This window comes from Legionella sp. 39-23 (assembly GCF_001897665.1).
Classification (GTDB): Bacteria; Pseudomonadota; Gammaproteobacteria; order Legionellales; family Legionellaceae; genus Legionella; species Legionella steelei.
Genome location: NZ_MKTO01000004.1, coordinates 276,960 through 293,447, shown reverse-complemented (window position 1 = coordinate 293,447; position 16,488 = coordinate 276,960). Strand labels below are relative to the sequence as shown.

The window sequence follows — 16,488 nt, the reverse complement described above, 5'->3', positions numbered from 1 at the left end:
GAATGAAATTATGTGGATTTGAAGTAGGCTTAGATAAACCTTTATTTTTAATTGCTGGGCCTTGTGTCATTGAAAGTGAAGAGTTAGCAATGGAAACGGCTGGATATTTAAAAGAACTATGTAGCCAATTACAAATTCCTTTTATCTATAAATCTTCATTCGATAAAGCAAATCGCTCTTCTCTATCTAGTTATAGAGGCCCTGGTTTTGAAAAGGGATTGTCGATTTTGGAAAAAGTAAAAAAAGAGGTAGGCGTTCCTGTTTTAACAGATGTACATGAAGACACACCATTACTGGAAGTATCTAGTGTAGTTGATGTATTACAAACCCCAGCGTTTTTATGCAGACAAACCAATTTTATTCAAAAAGTAGCATCAATGAATAAACCCGTTAATATCAAAAAAGGGCAGTTTCTTGCTCCTTGGGAAATGAAACATGTGATTACCAAAGCGAAAGCATGTGGTAATGAACAAATTATGGCATGTGAACGTGGTGTGAGTTTTGGATATAATAATCTAGTTTCAGACATGCGTTCATTAGCGATTATGCGCGAAACAGGATGTCCAATTGTTTATGATGCAACACATTCTGTGCAATTGCCTGGAGGCAATAATGGTGTTTCTGGAGGGCAACGCGAGTTTGTTCCTGTGCTTGCTCGTGCTGCAGTCGCAGCAGGTATTTCAGGATTGTTTATGGAAACTCATCCTGATCCCGATAAAGCTTTAAGTGACGGTCCTAACAGTTGGCCTTTAGCTAAAATGAAATCTTTGCTTGAATCATTAAAAGCACTGGATGCGGTATATAAAAGTACGGGAGAAATTGAGTGATCAATTTCTTCCTCATAAAGTCTATGAATTAATCATCTATACTAAACATAGATGCTTAAATAGATTTTCGAGAACATTATGAGTCACTCTAAATGGCATAGAATTAAAGCGGAAGCCGCAAAAGAAACGGATGCAGAGAAGGAATTAAAGAATCAGACTGATGCAGTCGATAAGCCCGCCGAATTGGCGGCGCTTCTGAACACACGCATTGGCGCAACAGATTTACCTGAAGAAATAGATGCTCAAAAACATAATTTAGGCCCAAAAGATACGTCTTTGGAAGTTGAAGAGCTTGAGCCCAATTCCCCAAAATTTAGTTAAAAATAATTTGAGCATTTTAATGCTTAGTCGGTTTTAATTTTTCGCTATTCTTTAAGTTCTTTAGCCATTTTTGTCTGTTTTTATCTCCCATATCTGCTTTTTTAATCACATAGTGCAACAGATATATACCTTTATCGTCTTCGGTCAACATAACCAGCTCATCTTGAACTTGATTTTTAGGCTGCTCAATTCTCATTTCAAGAATCGCTCGGTTTTCCGTATCTTCATAAAATGTAATAATAGGTTGGTAGCCCAATGATTTGATATTCTCAATCAGAGAGTTCGCAAACTGTTTCAAAGTGTATTTTTTTTGCAATTCTGGAAAAGACTGGCTTGTGACTAATTCTTGCCAATGATTAATATCGTCGCCTGCAGGAATATATTCAATTGTTGTTCCAATGGAGTTTTTATTTCCCCAAGCCATTTGCCAAGGACGTTCATCAAATGCAATTTTAAAATGTTCATAGTTCTTTAACTAAATTATCCAAAGAAAATGGATCTGCAATTACGTCTGAACTCATCATGACGAAAGTCCATGTAAATAAAATCGCTCTGATAATCTGATACAAGATGGTTTTTTTTAGGATACGTATATTAAAGAATAGCTTAGAAATATGAGTTAGTTCATCTTTCGATGTAAATTGGGGATTGGGGTAATGATTGACCTCTCCTAACGAATAGGAGAGGTTAAAAAGATTAACTCAGATCACTCATCGATGATACTGCATGATAACCTGCATCAACGTGAACTACTTCACCTGTAATTCCCGAGGCTAAGTTAGAGCACAAAAACGCAGCAGTATTTCCAACTTCTTCAACAGTCACGTTTCTATGAAGTGGTGTGATGTTGGCATAAGCAGTTTGGATTTTACGGAAGTCTTTAATTCCAGCAGCAGCGAGCGTTTTGATTGGTCCCGCTGATATGGCATTAATGCGGATACCTTTTTGTCCCAAACTTGCAGCTAAATAACGTACAGAAGCTTCAAGACTTGCCTTGGCAACACCCATGACATTGTAGTTAGGAACTGCTTTTTCTGCGCCATAATAAGATAAGGTTAACAAAGAACCTTCGGTACCTTCCATCATAGGTAAAGCAGCTTGTGCTAGACCTATTAGACTGTATGCACTGATATCATGAGCAATTCTAAAACCTTCACGTGTACAAGACGTGACAAAATCACCACTAATCTGATCCGCTGGGGCATAAGCAACTGAATGAATTAAGACATCTAAGTGATCCCAATGTTTGTGGAGATTAGAAAAAAGTGCTTTAATTTCTTCATCGTGAGCGACATCGCAAGGAAAAGTCAAGGTGGAATTGAATTCAGCTGCCATTGATTCCACACGCTCTTTTAAACGTTCATTTTGATAAGTAAACGCTAATTCAGCTCCTTGCTCATGAAATGCTTTGGCAATACCATAAGCAATAGATCTATTGCTAGCCAGACCAATAATGAGTGCCTTTTTACCTGCTAAAAATCCCACTATTCTCTCCTAAATTAAGTAGTGTGTGATGCTAACAATTCACGCATCTTCGCTTGAATCATTTCAATAGCAATCCTATTTTCTCCTCCACGAGGAACAATGATGTCAGCATAGCGACTGGATGGTTCAATAAACTGCAGGTACATGGGACGTACCGTTGTTTCATATTGATGTACTACCGACTCAAAAGTTCGATGTCGTTCAACTACATCTCTTTTTAAACGTCGAGTCAAACATACATCTAAAGGGGTAGACATAAAAATTCGTATATCCATTATTTCTCGTAACTCTTTATCACTGAAGAGTAAAATGCCTTCAAGAATAACAATAGCATGTTGACCAATAGTTCTGGTTTCGGGCAAGCGCATGTGCTTGGAATGAGAATAAATTGGAATTTCAACTGGCCTACCGTCTCTTAATTGCCTTAAATGTTCGCAAAGTAATGCATGATCAAAAGAATCGGGGTGATCGTAGTTTATTTTTTCTCTTTCACTGAAAGGCAAATGGCCATTATCTTTGTAGTAGGCATCCTCAGAAATAACTACTACCTGTTCTGAGCCAAGCTCATTAACAATGGTATTTGCTAAAAGACTTTTACCTGATGCAGAAGGGCCTGAAATCCCAATAATTATCGCTTGTTTATTCATGATGATATCGTAAGAAATTTCGTGCAAATACTAAAGGTTTTTTGTGTTAAATTCAATCTTTAATTAAGGATTACTTGTTAATCTGCCTGGTTTTTCACGTCATAAAAACACATAGAACGTAGCCCGGGTGAAGATGCAGTCGTAACCCGGACTTCCGGTCATAAATAAACCTTTAATCCCGGGTTACGGCTGCGCCTTCACCCAGGCTACGTTTTAATTAAAAGCAGATACGACTTCTGGCAAAGGCTGCCCAACAGCGGCAGAGGGATTTTTCATGACGAGCACAGCTGATAAGGTGGGGGCAATGTCGGTTGTATACGTTGGTCGAAAAATACGTTGGGCTTTAAAATCTGGGTGGACAAAGAGTAAAGGAACGTAGCTATCATATTGCCAAGGACTACCATGTGCGACTCGGTCTGGGCTTTTTTTCCCATACGATTGGTTGGGTGGTGGAATGAGGTAAATATCACCAGATCGCTCTGGATAATACATTGTGTTAACTTTGCTGCTTAGCCAATCTTTTTCAATGTCAGTAATAGGTAATGCATATGCTTTGAATATCCCTGGCCTCAAAGTTAAAGCTTGTGCAAGGGCATGTTTCACTTCACTCAGTTTCAATTTATGCTGATTTATTAGTTTATGATCAAGATAGATATAAGGTGGGGTAATGGACATCAATGTTTGTTCTGGAAGTTTATATTGTTTTTTCAGTACAGTGCGGATGTATTGCTCCATTTTAGGGATATCAATAGGATTAATTTCAATTATATGATGCGCTTTGAGATAGGTTGGCCCATCGTTTACACCATGATCAGCAGTAAGCACAATAAGGGTGTTGTTTAGACCCACTTGTTTGTCAATGGTTGCCAAAAGATGTGCAAGGGTTTTATCTAATTCCAATAAATTATCTTCTGACTCAAGACTATTGGGGCCGAATTGATGACCGATTGCATCAACACCAGAAAAACTAATACCTAAGTAATCTGTTTTTCCAACAGATTGACCTAATCGTTCTTCAGTTAAAAGTTGCTCTGCAAACTCTGCAGTTAACTGATCAGCCTTAGGGCTTCGCGACAGTGCTTTAAAGTATTCAGGATTTGGGGATTGCGTTATATGGTGTGGGAATGTTTGACCAAAAAGTTCATCTTCATGGTGGAAAACTGGTGAGTTGGCGTTTTGATACTCAATCTTGGAACGGCTAAGATTCCAATCGTAGTCTTGAGGATGGTAGTTTTTGTTCCAATTTTTAACCCATTGAGGATATTGGGAATAGTAATAAGTACTGGTGATAAAACCGCCATTGGTTGTATCAAACCAAAACGCTTTGCCAGCGTGCCCCGCAAGGGTTATCGCTGAACGATCTTTTAATGATACGCCAAATGCTCGTCCTTTTTGAGAGAGTATTATTTCGTCGCTTAAAGTAGAGGCATATAAATTTTTAGGAGAACGTCCTGGAGTTGGGATGCGTGTATGTGGCGTATTTAATATATTGGTTTTCAAATCTTCCATGCAGTAAACCATTTGCTGTGATTTTCGGTCATACCATTCATTATTAATGACACCATGCAAGGCAGGGAAGCTACCTGTGGCAACAGTTGCGTGTCCAGCACACGTTGTTGTGTTGGCATGTGGATGGTGAGTATTGTGGTAATCAATGGCATGACTTAATAAATAATTAAATCCCCCATTAGCAAATTGTTGTTGATGTTTATAAATTAAATCACCGCGTAATTGATCGACTACCAGTTGAACAACTAATTTAGGTTGATTGATTTGTGCATAGGCATTCAGATAACCTAGAAAAAGAAAAATGGAACAGATGTATTTCATAACTATCCTGGTGGTGACGAAAGCGCTAAATTAATCAACAGCACATAAAAAAGCAATCTAAAAAGGGGCTGGGGCTTATTTTCTTCAACTCATTTGGCCTTATTTACTCAATGAAAATTGGGTCTTAAACTCGTTCTACTTCTCCTAACTTAGGCTGGTTTTTTTTGTTATCTTATTGACTTTAAAAGATAAAAATTAATTAAGTAGTAAAAAGAAAATGCATGACTGGCATTATGAATTAGTTTAAACTGCGATTGGAGTAAATATTACTAATCCCGATTCATGGAGTTAAGGAGAGCAGAAATGGGTTTTAAGTATGTTGAATATGATACACTATCAAAATACATCAGGGAGAGTATTGCAACTGAAGTAAAAAGCCATAAATTGGATGCAAACAATTTACCGCAGGCACTAAAATCTCTTTCTATTAGCCATCCTGAGCGAGCAATTCAATGTAAATACCTACTTGCAGTTCTAGCTTGTCTTGATAAGCCTGATAGCACAGATAAAACATGTGTGCTCTATGCTGCAGCGTTCTATATTCGTAATCAAATTTTCACGAGTTATCAAGGAACGATAACTGCATTTTTTTTATCTCCTGAGAACAGCACTTTATATAATGCATTAACAACCTCTCTTAATCTTGATAAAGAAAATTACCCAGAATCCAAAGATTTGCTTGAAATGTATAGGGCTTTAAACAGTTTTATGAACGGACATGTATATGTAGGGGGGGAGCCGAGTAAAGGGTATCTACACCCAAGTAAACAAGTGTTTTCAGGTCGAAAAATTAAGAATTATAAGGTAGAAAAGATGCTGCAAGATTTGGTTGAAAAAAAAGCGAAGCTTGAGTTGGAGCAGATTGATAAGGCCGCAGAAGAACAAGCGAAAGACTCTGAAAAAACTAACAAAAAACGAATGGGATTATTTGCCTCTAGTGAGATAAGTCCATCTGCATCCGGAGTTGTTGATACTGTTGATGAGATTATTAAAGAGTCTACAGATGATGAGATTATTAAAGAGTCTACAGAGCAGAGGCAATGTCACTAGAGTTTGTAGCCTGGGTTCTGCTGCACTGCACCCAGGCTAGGAGTAAGAGCTTAGAATTATAATTGTGGTTCTGAGATTTTTTGCTCAATAGGATAGCCTGATACAGCCCAGTCAATAATACCACCATCTACTGAATAAACTTCTTGATATCCCAAATCCATTAAAACCTGAGCTGCGAATAAAGATCTTACGCCTCCTTTGCAGTGCAAATAGATTGAATGATTTTTATTTGGAATTTGAGCTGCAATAGATGCAATATTATCTTTAGGTATATGCAATGCTCCAGCGATATGAAACTCTTGCCACTCATCTAATTCACGAACATCAATTAAACAAAGGTTGGAATTATTTGCCATCATTTCTTTTAGCTGATGTACATCAATAGTTTTAATGCTAGGGTTGGTCATAACGAACCTCTCTTATCGTTGGTCGTGTAAATGTAGAATGGTGTAGCAACCAATAAATTGTTGCTGTGAAAACACCACCTATTAAAGTGGCAAATGCCCAGGTCGCTGCAGAAACTAAAACAGTTTTTTGTCCTGTTCGATTCATATTCCCAGCATCGTGGGCTACTGCACCAGCAAAAATCAAATGCAAAATGCCATTAATAAGCGTCATGATAAATAAAAAAGTTTGTATCTGAGTAGAAAATTGTTGTACTAGCTCGCTGACCATGAATTAGTTCCTTTTTGTATGCAAGAATTCTAACGTTTGTTGGCTTTTAAGTCTAACAAATCCATTTTCTAGCAGTATCATCTGCAATTAAAGGATTACGTCGGACATAAAAATCTAACGTACAATATAATAACAGAAAATGAATAAGATCTTTTATTTCTGTGTTAACCCCGGTAACATCGTCGAAAATATAAAAAAGAGAAGAAAATCATGAATGTACATGAAATCCCTGTTCCTCATTTGACCACAGCACATTCCGGACCATTGTTTCATGTGGAAAAAATTGTTTTAAATCAAATAGCTGCTATTGAGGCGTGGTTTCGGCATCAATGGAAAGAAACACCGCCACCATTAACCTCCTCTGTTGATTTGCGGCATGCAGGCTTTAAACTGGCGCCTGTAGATACTAATTTGTTTCCCGCAGGGTTTAATAATTTAAATCCAGATTTTTTTCCGCTTTGTGTCCAAGCTGCGCAGTCGGTATTAATCGATTACGTTCCTGATTGTACTCGAATTTTACTGATTCCAGAAAGTCACACGCGAAATAAGTTCTATCTGCAAAGCCTCAATGTATTACGAACCATTTTTGTAAAAGCTGGATTTGTTGTGCGTATTGGTAGTTTGGATCCTGAGATTAAAGAACCGACTGAAGTTTTTCTTGAAAGTGGAGAAAGCCTATTATTAGAGCCTATTGATCGTCAGGGAGATCGCGTAGGGCTAACTAATTTTAATCCATGTTTTCTCATGCTCAATAATGATTTGTCGCAAGGAATTCCTGAGATTTTGCAAGGAATAAAGCAAAAAATAAGACCTACAGCACAATTAGGTTGGTTCTCGCGCTTAAAATCCAGTCATTTTAATTTTTATGATGAGGTAGCTACAGAGTTTGCTGAATTTGCAGGTATGGACTCTTGGCTAATTAATCCTTATTTTAGTGCTCTGGAAGGTGTGGATTTTATGGCACAGGAAGGTATCGATAGATTAGCAATCGAAGTAGATAAAATTCTCACTTTAATGAATGATAAATATGCAACTTATGGGATAAAAGAGAAACCGTTTGTTGTGATTAAAGCGGATAATGGCACTTACGGCATGAGTGTCATGATGGTGCATGAAGCAGAAGAGGTACGTCAATTAAATAGAAAACAACGTACGCGCATGTCGACTAGCAAAGGCGGTCGTAAAGTAGATAGGGTAATTATTCAAGAAGGTGTATATACTTTTGAAACTATGCCGAACGGCTCTGTTGCTGAGCCTGTTGTTTATATGATTGGCCAGTTTGTAGTGGGTGGGTTTTACCGAGTTCATAAAGAACGAGGGATCGATGAAAATCTAAACGCACCTGGAATGCATTTTGAACCTTTAGCTTTTGCACAAGCGTGTAACATGCCTTGTGATGATTTAACTGAAGTGGATGAGTCAAATCGTTTCTATGTTTATGGGGTTATTGCTCGCTTGGCTGCACTTGCAGCAGCAAGGGAAATAGCAGCTATTGGAGGTGAGTAATGAAACTTGGTGTGTTGTTGGATCCTTTAGAACACCTCAAACCCTATAAAGACACGACAGTTGCCATGATCAAAAGAGCACAAGAGATGGGCTGGTCTTGTGTTGTGTTTACCCAAGAAGATATGTTTTCTAAGGAAGGGCAAGTTTATGCCCAAGTTTATGATTTAAGCATTGGCGATGTACACAGTAAGGATTGGGCTACAGTTAAAGAATTAGATGAGCAGCCTTTGAGTGAACTGGATATCATTCTGATGCGCAAAGACCCGCCTTTTAACATAGAATACGTTTACACTACCTATTTCTTGGAGCTTGCAGAACGCGAGGGGGTTCTGGTCGCGAACAAACCACAAAGTTTGCGCGATGCCAATGAGAAATTTTTCACCTTAAACTTTCCTCAGTGCTGCCCAACTACACTTGTCTCACGACATATTAAAAGATTGAAATCTTTTTGGGAGGAGCACAAACAGGTTATTTTCAAACCCTTGGAAGGGATGGGCGGGAACTCTGTATTTCATGTTGAAGAACACGGAAACAATTTGTCAGTTATTTTAGAGGTCTTAACTAAAAATCAAACACAAACAATTATTGCCCAACGTTATATTCCTGAGATAAAAAATTTGGGTGATAAACGCATTTTATTAATTAACGGAGAACCGGTTCCTTATGCCTTAGCTCGTATCCCTGCAGAAGGTGATTTGCGAGGTAATTTGGCTGCTGGTGCCCGTGGTGAAGTAGTTCCCATTACGGCACGGGATAGATGGCTTTGTGAGCAAATAGGGCCTACGCTTAAGGCCAAAGGTTTATATTTTGTTGGTATTGATGTCATTGGTGATTATTTAACGGAAATCAATGTCACTAGCCCAACGTGTTTGCGGGAAATCGAAGCAGAAACTCAGCTCGATATTGCGGGTGATTTTTTGCGTTGCCTTGAGAAGATCTGTCGTGCATGAGCATGAAGAGCCTCTCACAAAGGGCTATATTGGCACATCTTGTGAGAAAAGCTCTCTAAAACTGTAAATAAACCCCTCACCCCAAAAGGACGAGGGAATAAAAAACAAATCCTCTTTCTTTAAACCGAAATTATGCGATTGCCGCAGTTAAATTCGTTGATTCTACTGGGGTAGGAGTAGATTTTCTATTAAAGAAACCAAAGAGAGGACTTCTTTTCAATGTTTGAATGGTGCTGCTTGAAAATACGTCTTTAGGCTCTTCAGGATGACTTACTACAGGCGGTACAGGTGACGCGGGTGCTGTTACCGCTACCGTAGGGGTAGTAGGTCGCGTCAAAACCTGGCACGTTGGATTCAGCGGAATATACCCAAAATGATTTCGCATAAACGTCTCCATTTGTTCTGGAGACAAGCCAAAATCGGTTTTAGATCGTTCTGCAATTAAATCTTTTACTGCTTTATTGACAAAATTTGCGGGGGCACTGGGGTAAGAAGCTGTAAAGTAAACTGCTAACTGTGTTGCATTCATAACTTGCAGGTTTAGACTGCACGCAACTGTATAACCAGTTTTTGGATCTTGTTTAAATGGCATATAGTTAGTCAAGGCACAGACTGAAGAGACTACACCACCAATAGTAATTGGTACTTGGCCACTGAAAGGTATATATTCTGAAACCGCTTTTGGACGCTTAAGCTTATTATTATCATCATAATAAGTCCCTTGAGCTGCCCCAATAATAATAAAATCACCACACTTGCTGCTCCAACCCAGCATGCAACGTTCTTCAGTTCCCGTTACAATGTTTTTATCCATATGCGGCATTAATTCACTCTTAATGGTTGGGCATATTATTCCGGGAAGACCACCAGGCTCATAAGGTTCTTGGCCAATGCAATTGAATAGATAGTCAACAAGATATTCTTTTTTTCCATCAGGACCTGTGATTTTAATTAGAAGTTTGCCTTCTTCGGAATCACTACCTGCTACATAAGTAATCGATTCGATAGTGCCAGCTACTTGTACTTCACGACTTTTCATGATGATTTCATTGACCCTGGGGCCAGCACTTACCGCGAGCTGAAAACCACTGCGTCCAACCCAGGCCAATGGCTGCGCACTTTTTGCTGCAACTTCCATTGCCCAGGCTGCTGTGGCACCTCCACCATAGATTAGTACCTTTTTACCACTACATTTTTCAACATTGGGCATGAGTATATCGGTATAGGTTAAAATTCTTTCATTTACTTCTGCAGAAGTTTTTATACCTCCCAATGATGATCTAAGGCATTCTTGCAAATGAGGCTCAAGTCTTCTTTCTGGTCCTGCTCCTGTTGCAACGACAACTTTATTTGCAATAATTGGCTTATTGCATTCAGTATTTAGTGTAAAAGTTGAGGAAGTTGAGCGTTCAATCGTTTTTACGCGTTCTCTCATAACAAATACATGTTTCCCTTTTTTTTGCAGAGCGCTTATAGTAGCCTCTTCTAATTCAAGAACCCTGTCTTGATAATCGTGTGAATGCACATAGGCTGAATGAGAATCCAAGGGGGTAATTCCCCGTTCTTTATCACGTTTTGCTGGATCAACAAACTCGTCAGATGGAGCATGTGGAAGCGCGAAAATATGGTGAGGCTGTGCTAATCGATGAGCGGCCATTCCCCAATAACCACGATCTCCTACTATGAGGACATGAGTGTATTGCTCTTCTATTTCTGCAGTATAGAGATAGGTCAGCGCTGCGGTTCCACCACCTACAACGACTAATACTTTTCCTGAGGGTGGAATAGATTCATAAAACTTTTGTAAATCAGCCTGTTTTGTTTTATCAGCGGCAATATGGTCAGAGATAGATTTAGATGAGAGCAATTTATGTTCCTATTTCAAGCATCATGGTCAAAATAGATTATAAATGGTTAATATTAAGGAACTATTAAGACAGGCGGATGGTTTATGGGAAAAGTGCTCTCTGTAGTTGCCAGGTAAATTGATGGGTTAATTCAATTAATGCCAGAAAAATGATTTAGGACAGGTAGTTACAATAAGTGGCGTTTTAAGCCTATAAAAAATAGCTTAATAAAGTGATGAAGTTTTTTGGAGATGGGATGAAATCCGTTTGGTGAGTAACGCGTGAATGTAGCCTGGGAGCAGCGCAGTGGAACCCGGGTTCATAGATATAATCCCCAGGTTCTGCTGCGCTGCATGCTATACATCTAATATTTATTCATCTACGTAGTCACTACCAATTTCAGCAACAACTTTTTGATCGGCTTTTTTATCATCAACATAAAGAGTGCCAGTATCTGCCTGGTTGTCTGCAATGAGATTATTACGATATTGAAGGTATGCATCCCTCATGAAGGAATATTTATCTAAAGCCTCATCCATGATGCGATCTGTATCTAACAGTTGTGAGCGCAAATCGACATAACGCAGGGCCAGCAAACTATAAACTACGGTATCGTTATGAATGTAAACATAAGGGCTGTATAGCGCAAATTGGAATAGCCATCCTGCTCCATCTCTAAGGGTACTTGGTCCGAGTAGGGGAATAACTAGATAGGGCGAATTTTTATCTCCCCATTTAGCGAGTGTAAGACCTAAATCATTTGAATGTGGTGGTAAACCGAAGGTTTTAGCCACATCAAATAAACCACCCACACCTAAAGAAGAGTTGATAATAAAGCGCCATGAGTCTCTAATTGCCCATTTTCCTTTTGCCTGTAAAAGATCATTACCTACGGTTGGAATAAGATCTAGGTTGTTGTAAAAATTATTAACACTTTTACGGACAGGTGCGGGCACTACCGCTCGATACACTTTTGCTGGAGGTTTTAAAAATACATTGTCAAAGGCCGTATTAAACTTATATACCTTTCGGTTAAAGGGTTCAAAAGGATCGACAGGGTTGGTTCCCTTGCAGGCACAACCAGCTAAAACGAGACTACTGGTAAAACTGATAACTATTGAAATTAATCGCATGATTTTTTTAATTATTTTAAATGCATGAAACGATGTTACACGAGTTTAGTGTTCTTGAAAATAACCATAGATTGCAGTTGATCTTTTTTTAAAAATATATTGTAGTCTGGGGGAAGGCGAAGCCGTAACCCGGGTTTCGCTGTGCTGCACCCAGGCTACAAAAAAGTAATTTACTTTGTAATTTTTAATGTGGTGGAGGTATCAGAACTTTAACAAGAATGTTACCGGGCCGTCATTGCATAAATGAACCTGCATGTCAGCACCAAAACATCCATTTTGTGTGTTTGGGTATAGTTGAGCTGCTTGCGTCAATAGCTTATCAAACAGTTGTCGACCAAGCTCTGGTGGTGCTGCATTTGAAAAACTAGGACGCAGCCCTTTTTGAGTTTCGGCCATTAAAGTAAATTGTGGCACTAATAATAAACCACCTTGAACCTCTTTAAGGCTTAAATTCATTTTACCTTGGCTGTCACTGAAAATGCGATAGTTGATGCATTTATCTAACATTTTACTGATGTTTTGCTCGGTATCACCAGGTTCAAAACCACAAAGAATCATCAGACCCTGATCGATTTTACCAACAGTTTCACCATCAATATCGACTCGGGCGTGTGTCACCCTTTGAATTACAATCAACATGCATCAAGCCCTTGTTTGGAAATTTCTTTACTTGCATAAATTAGGGCGTCGATTATACCTGATTCTCTATCTGAATGTCCTGCATCACGAACTATTCTTAAATTGGATGCCGGTATGGCCTGATGCAGTTCGAAAGCGCCAGCCAATGGAGAGATTAAATCAAAACGACCATGTACGATATAAGTTGGGATGTGTCTTATTTTATTTACATTAGCCAGCACCTGATTTTCCTCAATGAAAAAATGATTGTTGATATAATGGGATTCCAATGTTGCAAGAGCCAGAGCGAAATGTGGGTCGCTGAATTGATCAATCACATATAAATGAGGGTGCAAACTGCTGCAACGTGCTTCCCATAAGGCCCAAGATTTTGCCGCACTCATACGTGCCAGTTCGTTTGGTCCTTGTAAACAGTTGGCATAATATTTTGGAATTTGATCCAACATATCTTCAGGAACACTACCAATAAATTCATTCCAATAATCAGGGTAAACTAGGTTTGCTCCATGTTTATAAAACCAATCAAAATCCTGTTGTCTTCCTAAAAAAATTTGATGAAGTTGCAGCGCTTTAATTTGTTGTGGGAATTTTTGTGCGTAAAGTAAAGCCAATAAAGAACCCCAACCGCCGCCAGACAATACAAATTCGGATAGCCCTAAGAAATCTCGGATGGCATCAATGTCATCTAGCAATAAACTGGTTGTATTGTCACGCACTTCCAAATGCGGTGTAGAACGCCCACAGCCGCGTTGATCAAAAATGATGATCCTATAGTGTTGTGGATCAAAAAAGCGTCTAAGATAACCATCCCCGGATGAAGCACCAGGGCCTGGATGCAACACTACAACAGGCAGCCCCTCAGGATTTCCTGTTTCTTCAATATAAAGTGTATGCAGGGCACTAACTTTTAATTCATGTTGCGCATAGGGTTTGATTGATGGATAGAGCGAGTGCATTTTAGTCCTTTAGGAAGTTTGGTTTTACCTCATTGCATTATTTTGCGCTGTGACGCGCTTGAAAGCAATAAGTATTCACTTTAACCTGGCAAAAACAAGTTTATACTTTAGTTAGTATAGCTTCTATTTTCTTTTGCTTGCGAGAGACTAGGATCTATTAATAGAATACACCATCTTTTTTTCCTGGAATTTTATTTATGACTCTTGCTGCAATTCTTAAAGGACTGAATGAGCGACAACGCGAAGCAGTTACCTCGCCGCTTGGTAATACGCTGGTTCTGGCTGGAGCAGGGAGCGGCAAAACGAAAGTTTTAGTCAGCCGTATTGCTTGGCTCATTGAAGAAGAGCATCTCTCGCCTCATGGTATTTTAGCCGTAACCTTTACCAACAAAGCTGCTGGTGAAATGAAAGCACGGTTAAATGGTATGTTAAGTACTCCAGTGCTGGGATTATGGGTAGGAACTTTCCATGGGTTGTGCCATCGTTTATTACGTCGACACTATAAAGAGGCTAATTTACCTGAATTATTTCATATTCTGGACTCTGATGATCAGGCTCGTATGATTAAGCGAGTTATTGCTTTATTAAATCTTGATCCAGAGCAATGGCCAGTGAAACAAGCTCAGTCTTTTATTAACGGGCGAAAAGATGAAGGAATACGACCTCAACACGTACACACCTTGCCTTATGGGCCTGGTAAAACGTTGCTCAACATTTATAGTGCGTATGAACAAGCATGTCAGACCGCAGGGGTAATTGATTTTGCGGAGTTGTTGTTGCGAACTCATGAGTTATTGCGCGATAACCCCGAGATTCTTAATCATTACCGCCAACGATTTCAAGCTATATTAGTCGATGAGTTTCAAGATACTAATACGATTCAGTACGCATGGATACGTCTTCTTGCTGGTGAGCATGCGGCCGTTTTGGCAGTTGGTGATGATGATCAGTCCATTTATGGATGGCGTGGCGCCAAAGTTGAAAACATTCAGCAATTTTCTCAAGATTTTAAAAACACGCAGATTATCCGTTTAGAACAAAACTATCGTTCCACAGCAACCATACTCAATGCTGCAAACGCACTTATTACTCATAATAATTCACGAATGGGAAAAGATTTGTGGACAGATGGGGCAACTGGAGAAAAAATTCTGGTTTACGGTGCGTTTAATGAGTTGGAAGAGGCGCGCTTTGTCTGTGAACGGATTATGATGGAAATTAATCAGGGTGGCAGTGCTGATGAAATTGCTATTTTATATCGCTCCAATGCGCAATCTAGGGTCTTAGAGGAGGCGTTATTGCGCGCAGGAATTGCCTATCGTATTTACGGTGGAGTACGTTTCTTTGATCGGGCGGAAGTAAAAGATGTTTTAGCTTATTTGCGTTTATTGGTTAACCACAACGATGATACAGCTTTTGAGCGGGTAGTGAATTTCCCCACCCGAGGTATTGGTGAAAAGACACTCGACGATTTGCGTCATTATGCAAAATCAGAACAGTGCTCCTTGTGGCATGCTGCTAAAACCTTATTACAATCGGGTGAGATGGCACAAAGGGCTGGTTCTGCGTTATCGAAATTCATTGAATTAATTGAACAGCTTTATCAAAACACCCAATCAATGGAATTAGACGAGCAGTTATCTGTAGTGATTCAGCTGAGTGGATTGCATGCACATTTTAGCAAAATCAAAGGAGATAAATCAGAATCTCGCCTTGATAACATACAAGAATTAATCAATGCCGCAAAACAATTTCGTTATGAACAAGAAGAAGATGAAGAAATTCCTTTAATCAACGCATTTTTAGCACATGCTTCTTTGGAGGCCGGAGAAATGCAGGCGGGAGAACATGAGCGCTACGTCCATTTAATGACCTTACATGCTGCTAAAGGTCTTGAATTTCCCATAGTATTTTTAGTCGGGATGGAAGAAGGGGTGTTTCCAGGAAAGCAGTCTTTGGAAGAGCCTGGGCGTTTAGAAGAAGAGCGTCGTTTATGTTATGTGGGTATGACGCGTGCAATGCGTAAACTGGTTCTATCTTATGCCGAAATAAGACGGCAATATGGGCGAGAAGAATATCATCGGTCTTCGCGCTTTTTAAGAGAGTTGCCTCATGAGTTACTGGATGAAGTCCGCGTCAAAGCAAAATTTCAAGCACCTGTTATCTCTCGAAATAAGCCAGCTGCCATCCCAGAAACTTCCGGATTGTCTTTAGGGCAAAGTGTAACCCACGCGAAGTTTGGTCAGGGTGTGGTATTGGCTGTTGAGGGAAGCGGGGCACATACTCGTGTGCAAGTAAAATTCCGCGAGCACGGTGTTAAATGGCTGGTTTTAGCCTACGCGAATTTAGCTGTTGAGCTGTAATGAACTAGCTTGCAACAAAGTCCTCGTCATCCCTCACGGCATTCGGGATGACGATTTAAGAGAGACTTGGTAGGTGTAGGCTGGGCTATTAATCCCCGCATCTGCTGAGTTAGTTCGACTCTCCAAAATTTTATTATGAAGTCCGATTAACACGTATCTTATCCATGCGGTTTCTATGAAACAAATACTTCAGCGCATTGTTACATGCTGGGCTTAGCAGCCCAGCCTACGGTTATTTAGCTGTTTTTGTCAACGAATT

16 protein-coding genes are annotated in these 16,488 nt (G+C 39.5%); 6 read left to right on the top strand and 10 right to left on the bottom strand.

What is annotated here, in order from left to right; genetic code table 11:
- Positions 1 to 2: 2 nt before the first annotated feature.
- Both kdsA and BGO44_RS02430 read left to right on the top strand, forming a co-directional pair.
- Positions 3 to 827 (top strand): 3-deoxy-8-phosphooctulonate synthase, encoded by an 825-nt coding sequence (gene kdsA, locus BGO44_RS02435; RefSeq protein WP_273201114.1) that lies wholly within the window; start codon positions 3 to 5, stop codon positions 825 to 827.
- 78 nt (positions 828 to 905) lie between these two features.
- On the top strand, positions 906 to 1,148 hold the full coding sequence (locus BGO44_RS02430; RefSeq protein ID WP_273201116.1) for a hypothetical protein: 243 nt from the start codon (positions 906 to 908) through the stop codon (positions 1,146 to 1,148).
- Between the two features lie 16 nt (positions 1,149 to 1,164).
- On the opposite strand, the gene BGO44_RS02425 is transcribed toward BGO44_RS02430, so the two are convergent.
- From BGO44_RS02425 to BGO44_RS02410, 4 genes are all read right to left on the bottom strand, one after another.
- Entirely contained in the window at positions 1,165 to 1,572 is a 408-nt protein-coding gene (locus BGO44_RS02425; protein ID WP_273201118.1) for an HI_0983 family protein, read from the bottom strand.
- 272 nt (positions 1,573 to 1,844) lie between these two features.
- Complete coding sequence (locus tag BGO44_RS02420; protein WP_058512266.1) at positions 1,845 to 2,633, bottom strand: enoyl-ACP reductase FabI; 789 nt, start codon at positions 2,631 to 2,633, stop codon at positions 1,845 to 1,847.
- Positions 2,634 to 2,647: 14 nt separating this feature from the next.
- Positions 2,648 to 3,280 carry a uridine kinase gene (udk, locus tag BGO44_RS02415; RefSeq protein ID WP_058512267.1) on the bottom strand — a complete coding sequence of 211 codons (633 nt, stop codon included), beginning with the start codon at positions 3,278 to 3,280 and terminating at the stop codon, positions 2,648 to 2,650.
- A gap of 213 nt (positions 3,281 to 3,493) precedes the next feature.
- Positions 3,494 to 5,110: an alkaline phosphatase family protein gene (locus BGO44_RS02410; protein WP_273201121.1), complete on the bottom strand. Its 1,617-nt coding sequence runs from the start codon at positions 5,108 to 5,110 to the stop codon at positions 3,494 to 3,496.
- A gap of 303 nt (positions 5,111 to 5,413) precedes the next feature.
- On the opposite strand from BGO44_RS02410, the gene BGO44_RS02405 reads away from it, so the two are divergent.
- On the top strand, positions 5,414 to 6,160 hold the full coding sequence (locus BGO44_RS02405; protein WP_273201122.1) for a hypothetical protein: 747 nt from the start codon (positions 5,414 to 5,416) through the stop codon (positions 6,158 to 6,160).
- A 56-nt stretch (positions 6,161 to 6,216) separates the two neighbouring features.
- On the opposite strand, the gene BGO44_RS02400 is transcribed toward BGO44_RS02405, so the two are convergent.
- Complete coding sequence (locus BGO44_RS02400) at positions 6,217 to 6,567, bottom strand: rhodanese-like domain-containing protein (RefSeq protein WP_058512269.1); 351 nt, start codon at positions 6,565 to 6,567, stop codon at positions 6,217 to 6,219.
- Complete coding sequence (locus BGO44_RS02395) at positions 6,554 to 6,835, bottom strand: hypothetical protein (protein WP_058512270.1); 282 nt, start codon at positions 6,833 to 6,835, stop codon at positions 6,554 to 6,556. Before BGO44_RS02395 ends, BGO44_RS02400 begins: the two co-directional genes overlap by 14 nt.
- Before the next feature lie 210 nt (positions 6,836 to 7,045).
- Here BGO44_RS02395 and gshA point away from each other — a divergent pair, with 210 nt between their 5' ends.
- A complete protein-coding gene (gene gshA, locus BGO44_RS02390; RefSeq protein WP_058512271.1) occupies positions 7,046 to 8,341 on the top strand; it encodes a glutamate--cysteine ligase in 1,296 nt (431 codons plus the stop codon).
- Complete coding sequence (gshB, locus tag BGO44_RS02385) at positions 8,341 to 9,291, top strand: glutathione synthase (protein WP_058512272.1); 951 nt, start codon at positions 8,341 to 8,343, stop codon at positions 9,289 to 9,291. The genes gshA and gshB overlap by 1 nt, the downstream gene beginning before the upstream one ends.
- A gap of 130 nt (positions 9,292 to 9,421) precedes the next feature.
- Here gshB and BGO44_RS02380 read toward each other — a convergent pair whose 3' ends face one another.
- The 4 genes from BGO44_RS02380 to pip all read right to left on the bottom strand — a co-directional run bounded on the left by BGO44_RS02380 (position 9,422) and on the right by pip (position 13,866).
- Complete coding sequence (locus BGO44_RS02380; protein ID WP_273201127.1) at positions 9,422 to 11,158, bottom strand: FAD-dependent oxidoreductase; 1,737 nt, start codon at positions 11,156 to 11,158, stop codon at positions 9,422 to 9,424.
- A gap of 351 nt (positions 11,159 to 11,509) precedes the next feature.
- Positions 11,510 to 12,271, bottom strand: coding sequence for an MlaA family lipoprotein (locus BGO44_RS02375; RefSeq protein WP_058512274.1), 762 nt, complete (start codon positions 12,269 to 12,271; stop codon positions 11,510 to 11,512).
- A 201-nt stretch (positions 12,272 to 12,472) separates the two neighbouring features.
- Positions 12,473 to 12,910 (bottom strand): D-aminoacyl-tRNA deacylase, encoded by a 438-nt coding sequence (dtd, locus tag BGO44_RS02370; protein WP_058512275.1) that lies wholly within the window; start codon positions 12,908 to 12,910, stop codon positions 12,473 to 12,475.
- The gene (gene pip, locus BGO44_RS02365) at positions 12,904 to 13,866 is read right to left on the bottom strand and encodes a prolyl aminopeptidase (protein WP_058512276.1); all 963 of its coding nucleotides are present in this window, start codon (positions 13,864 to 13,866) and stop codon (positions 12,904 to 12,906) included. Before pip ends, dtd begins: the two co-directional genes overlap by 7 nt.
- A 197-nt stretch (positions 13,867 to 14,063) precedes the next feature.
- Between pip and uvrD the strand changes: the two genes are divergently transcribed.
- Positions 14,064 to 16,229: a DNA helicase II gene (gene uvrD, locus BGO44_RS02360; RefSeq protein ID WP_273201129.1), complete on the top strand. Its 2,166-nt coding sequence runs from the start codon at positions 14,064 to 14,066 to the stop codon at positions 16,227 to 16,229.
- The last annotated feature ends 259 nt before the right edge of the window (positions 16,230 to 16,488 follow it).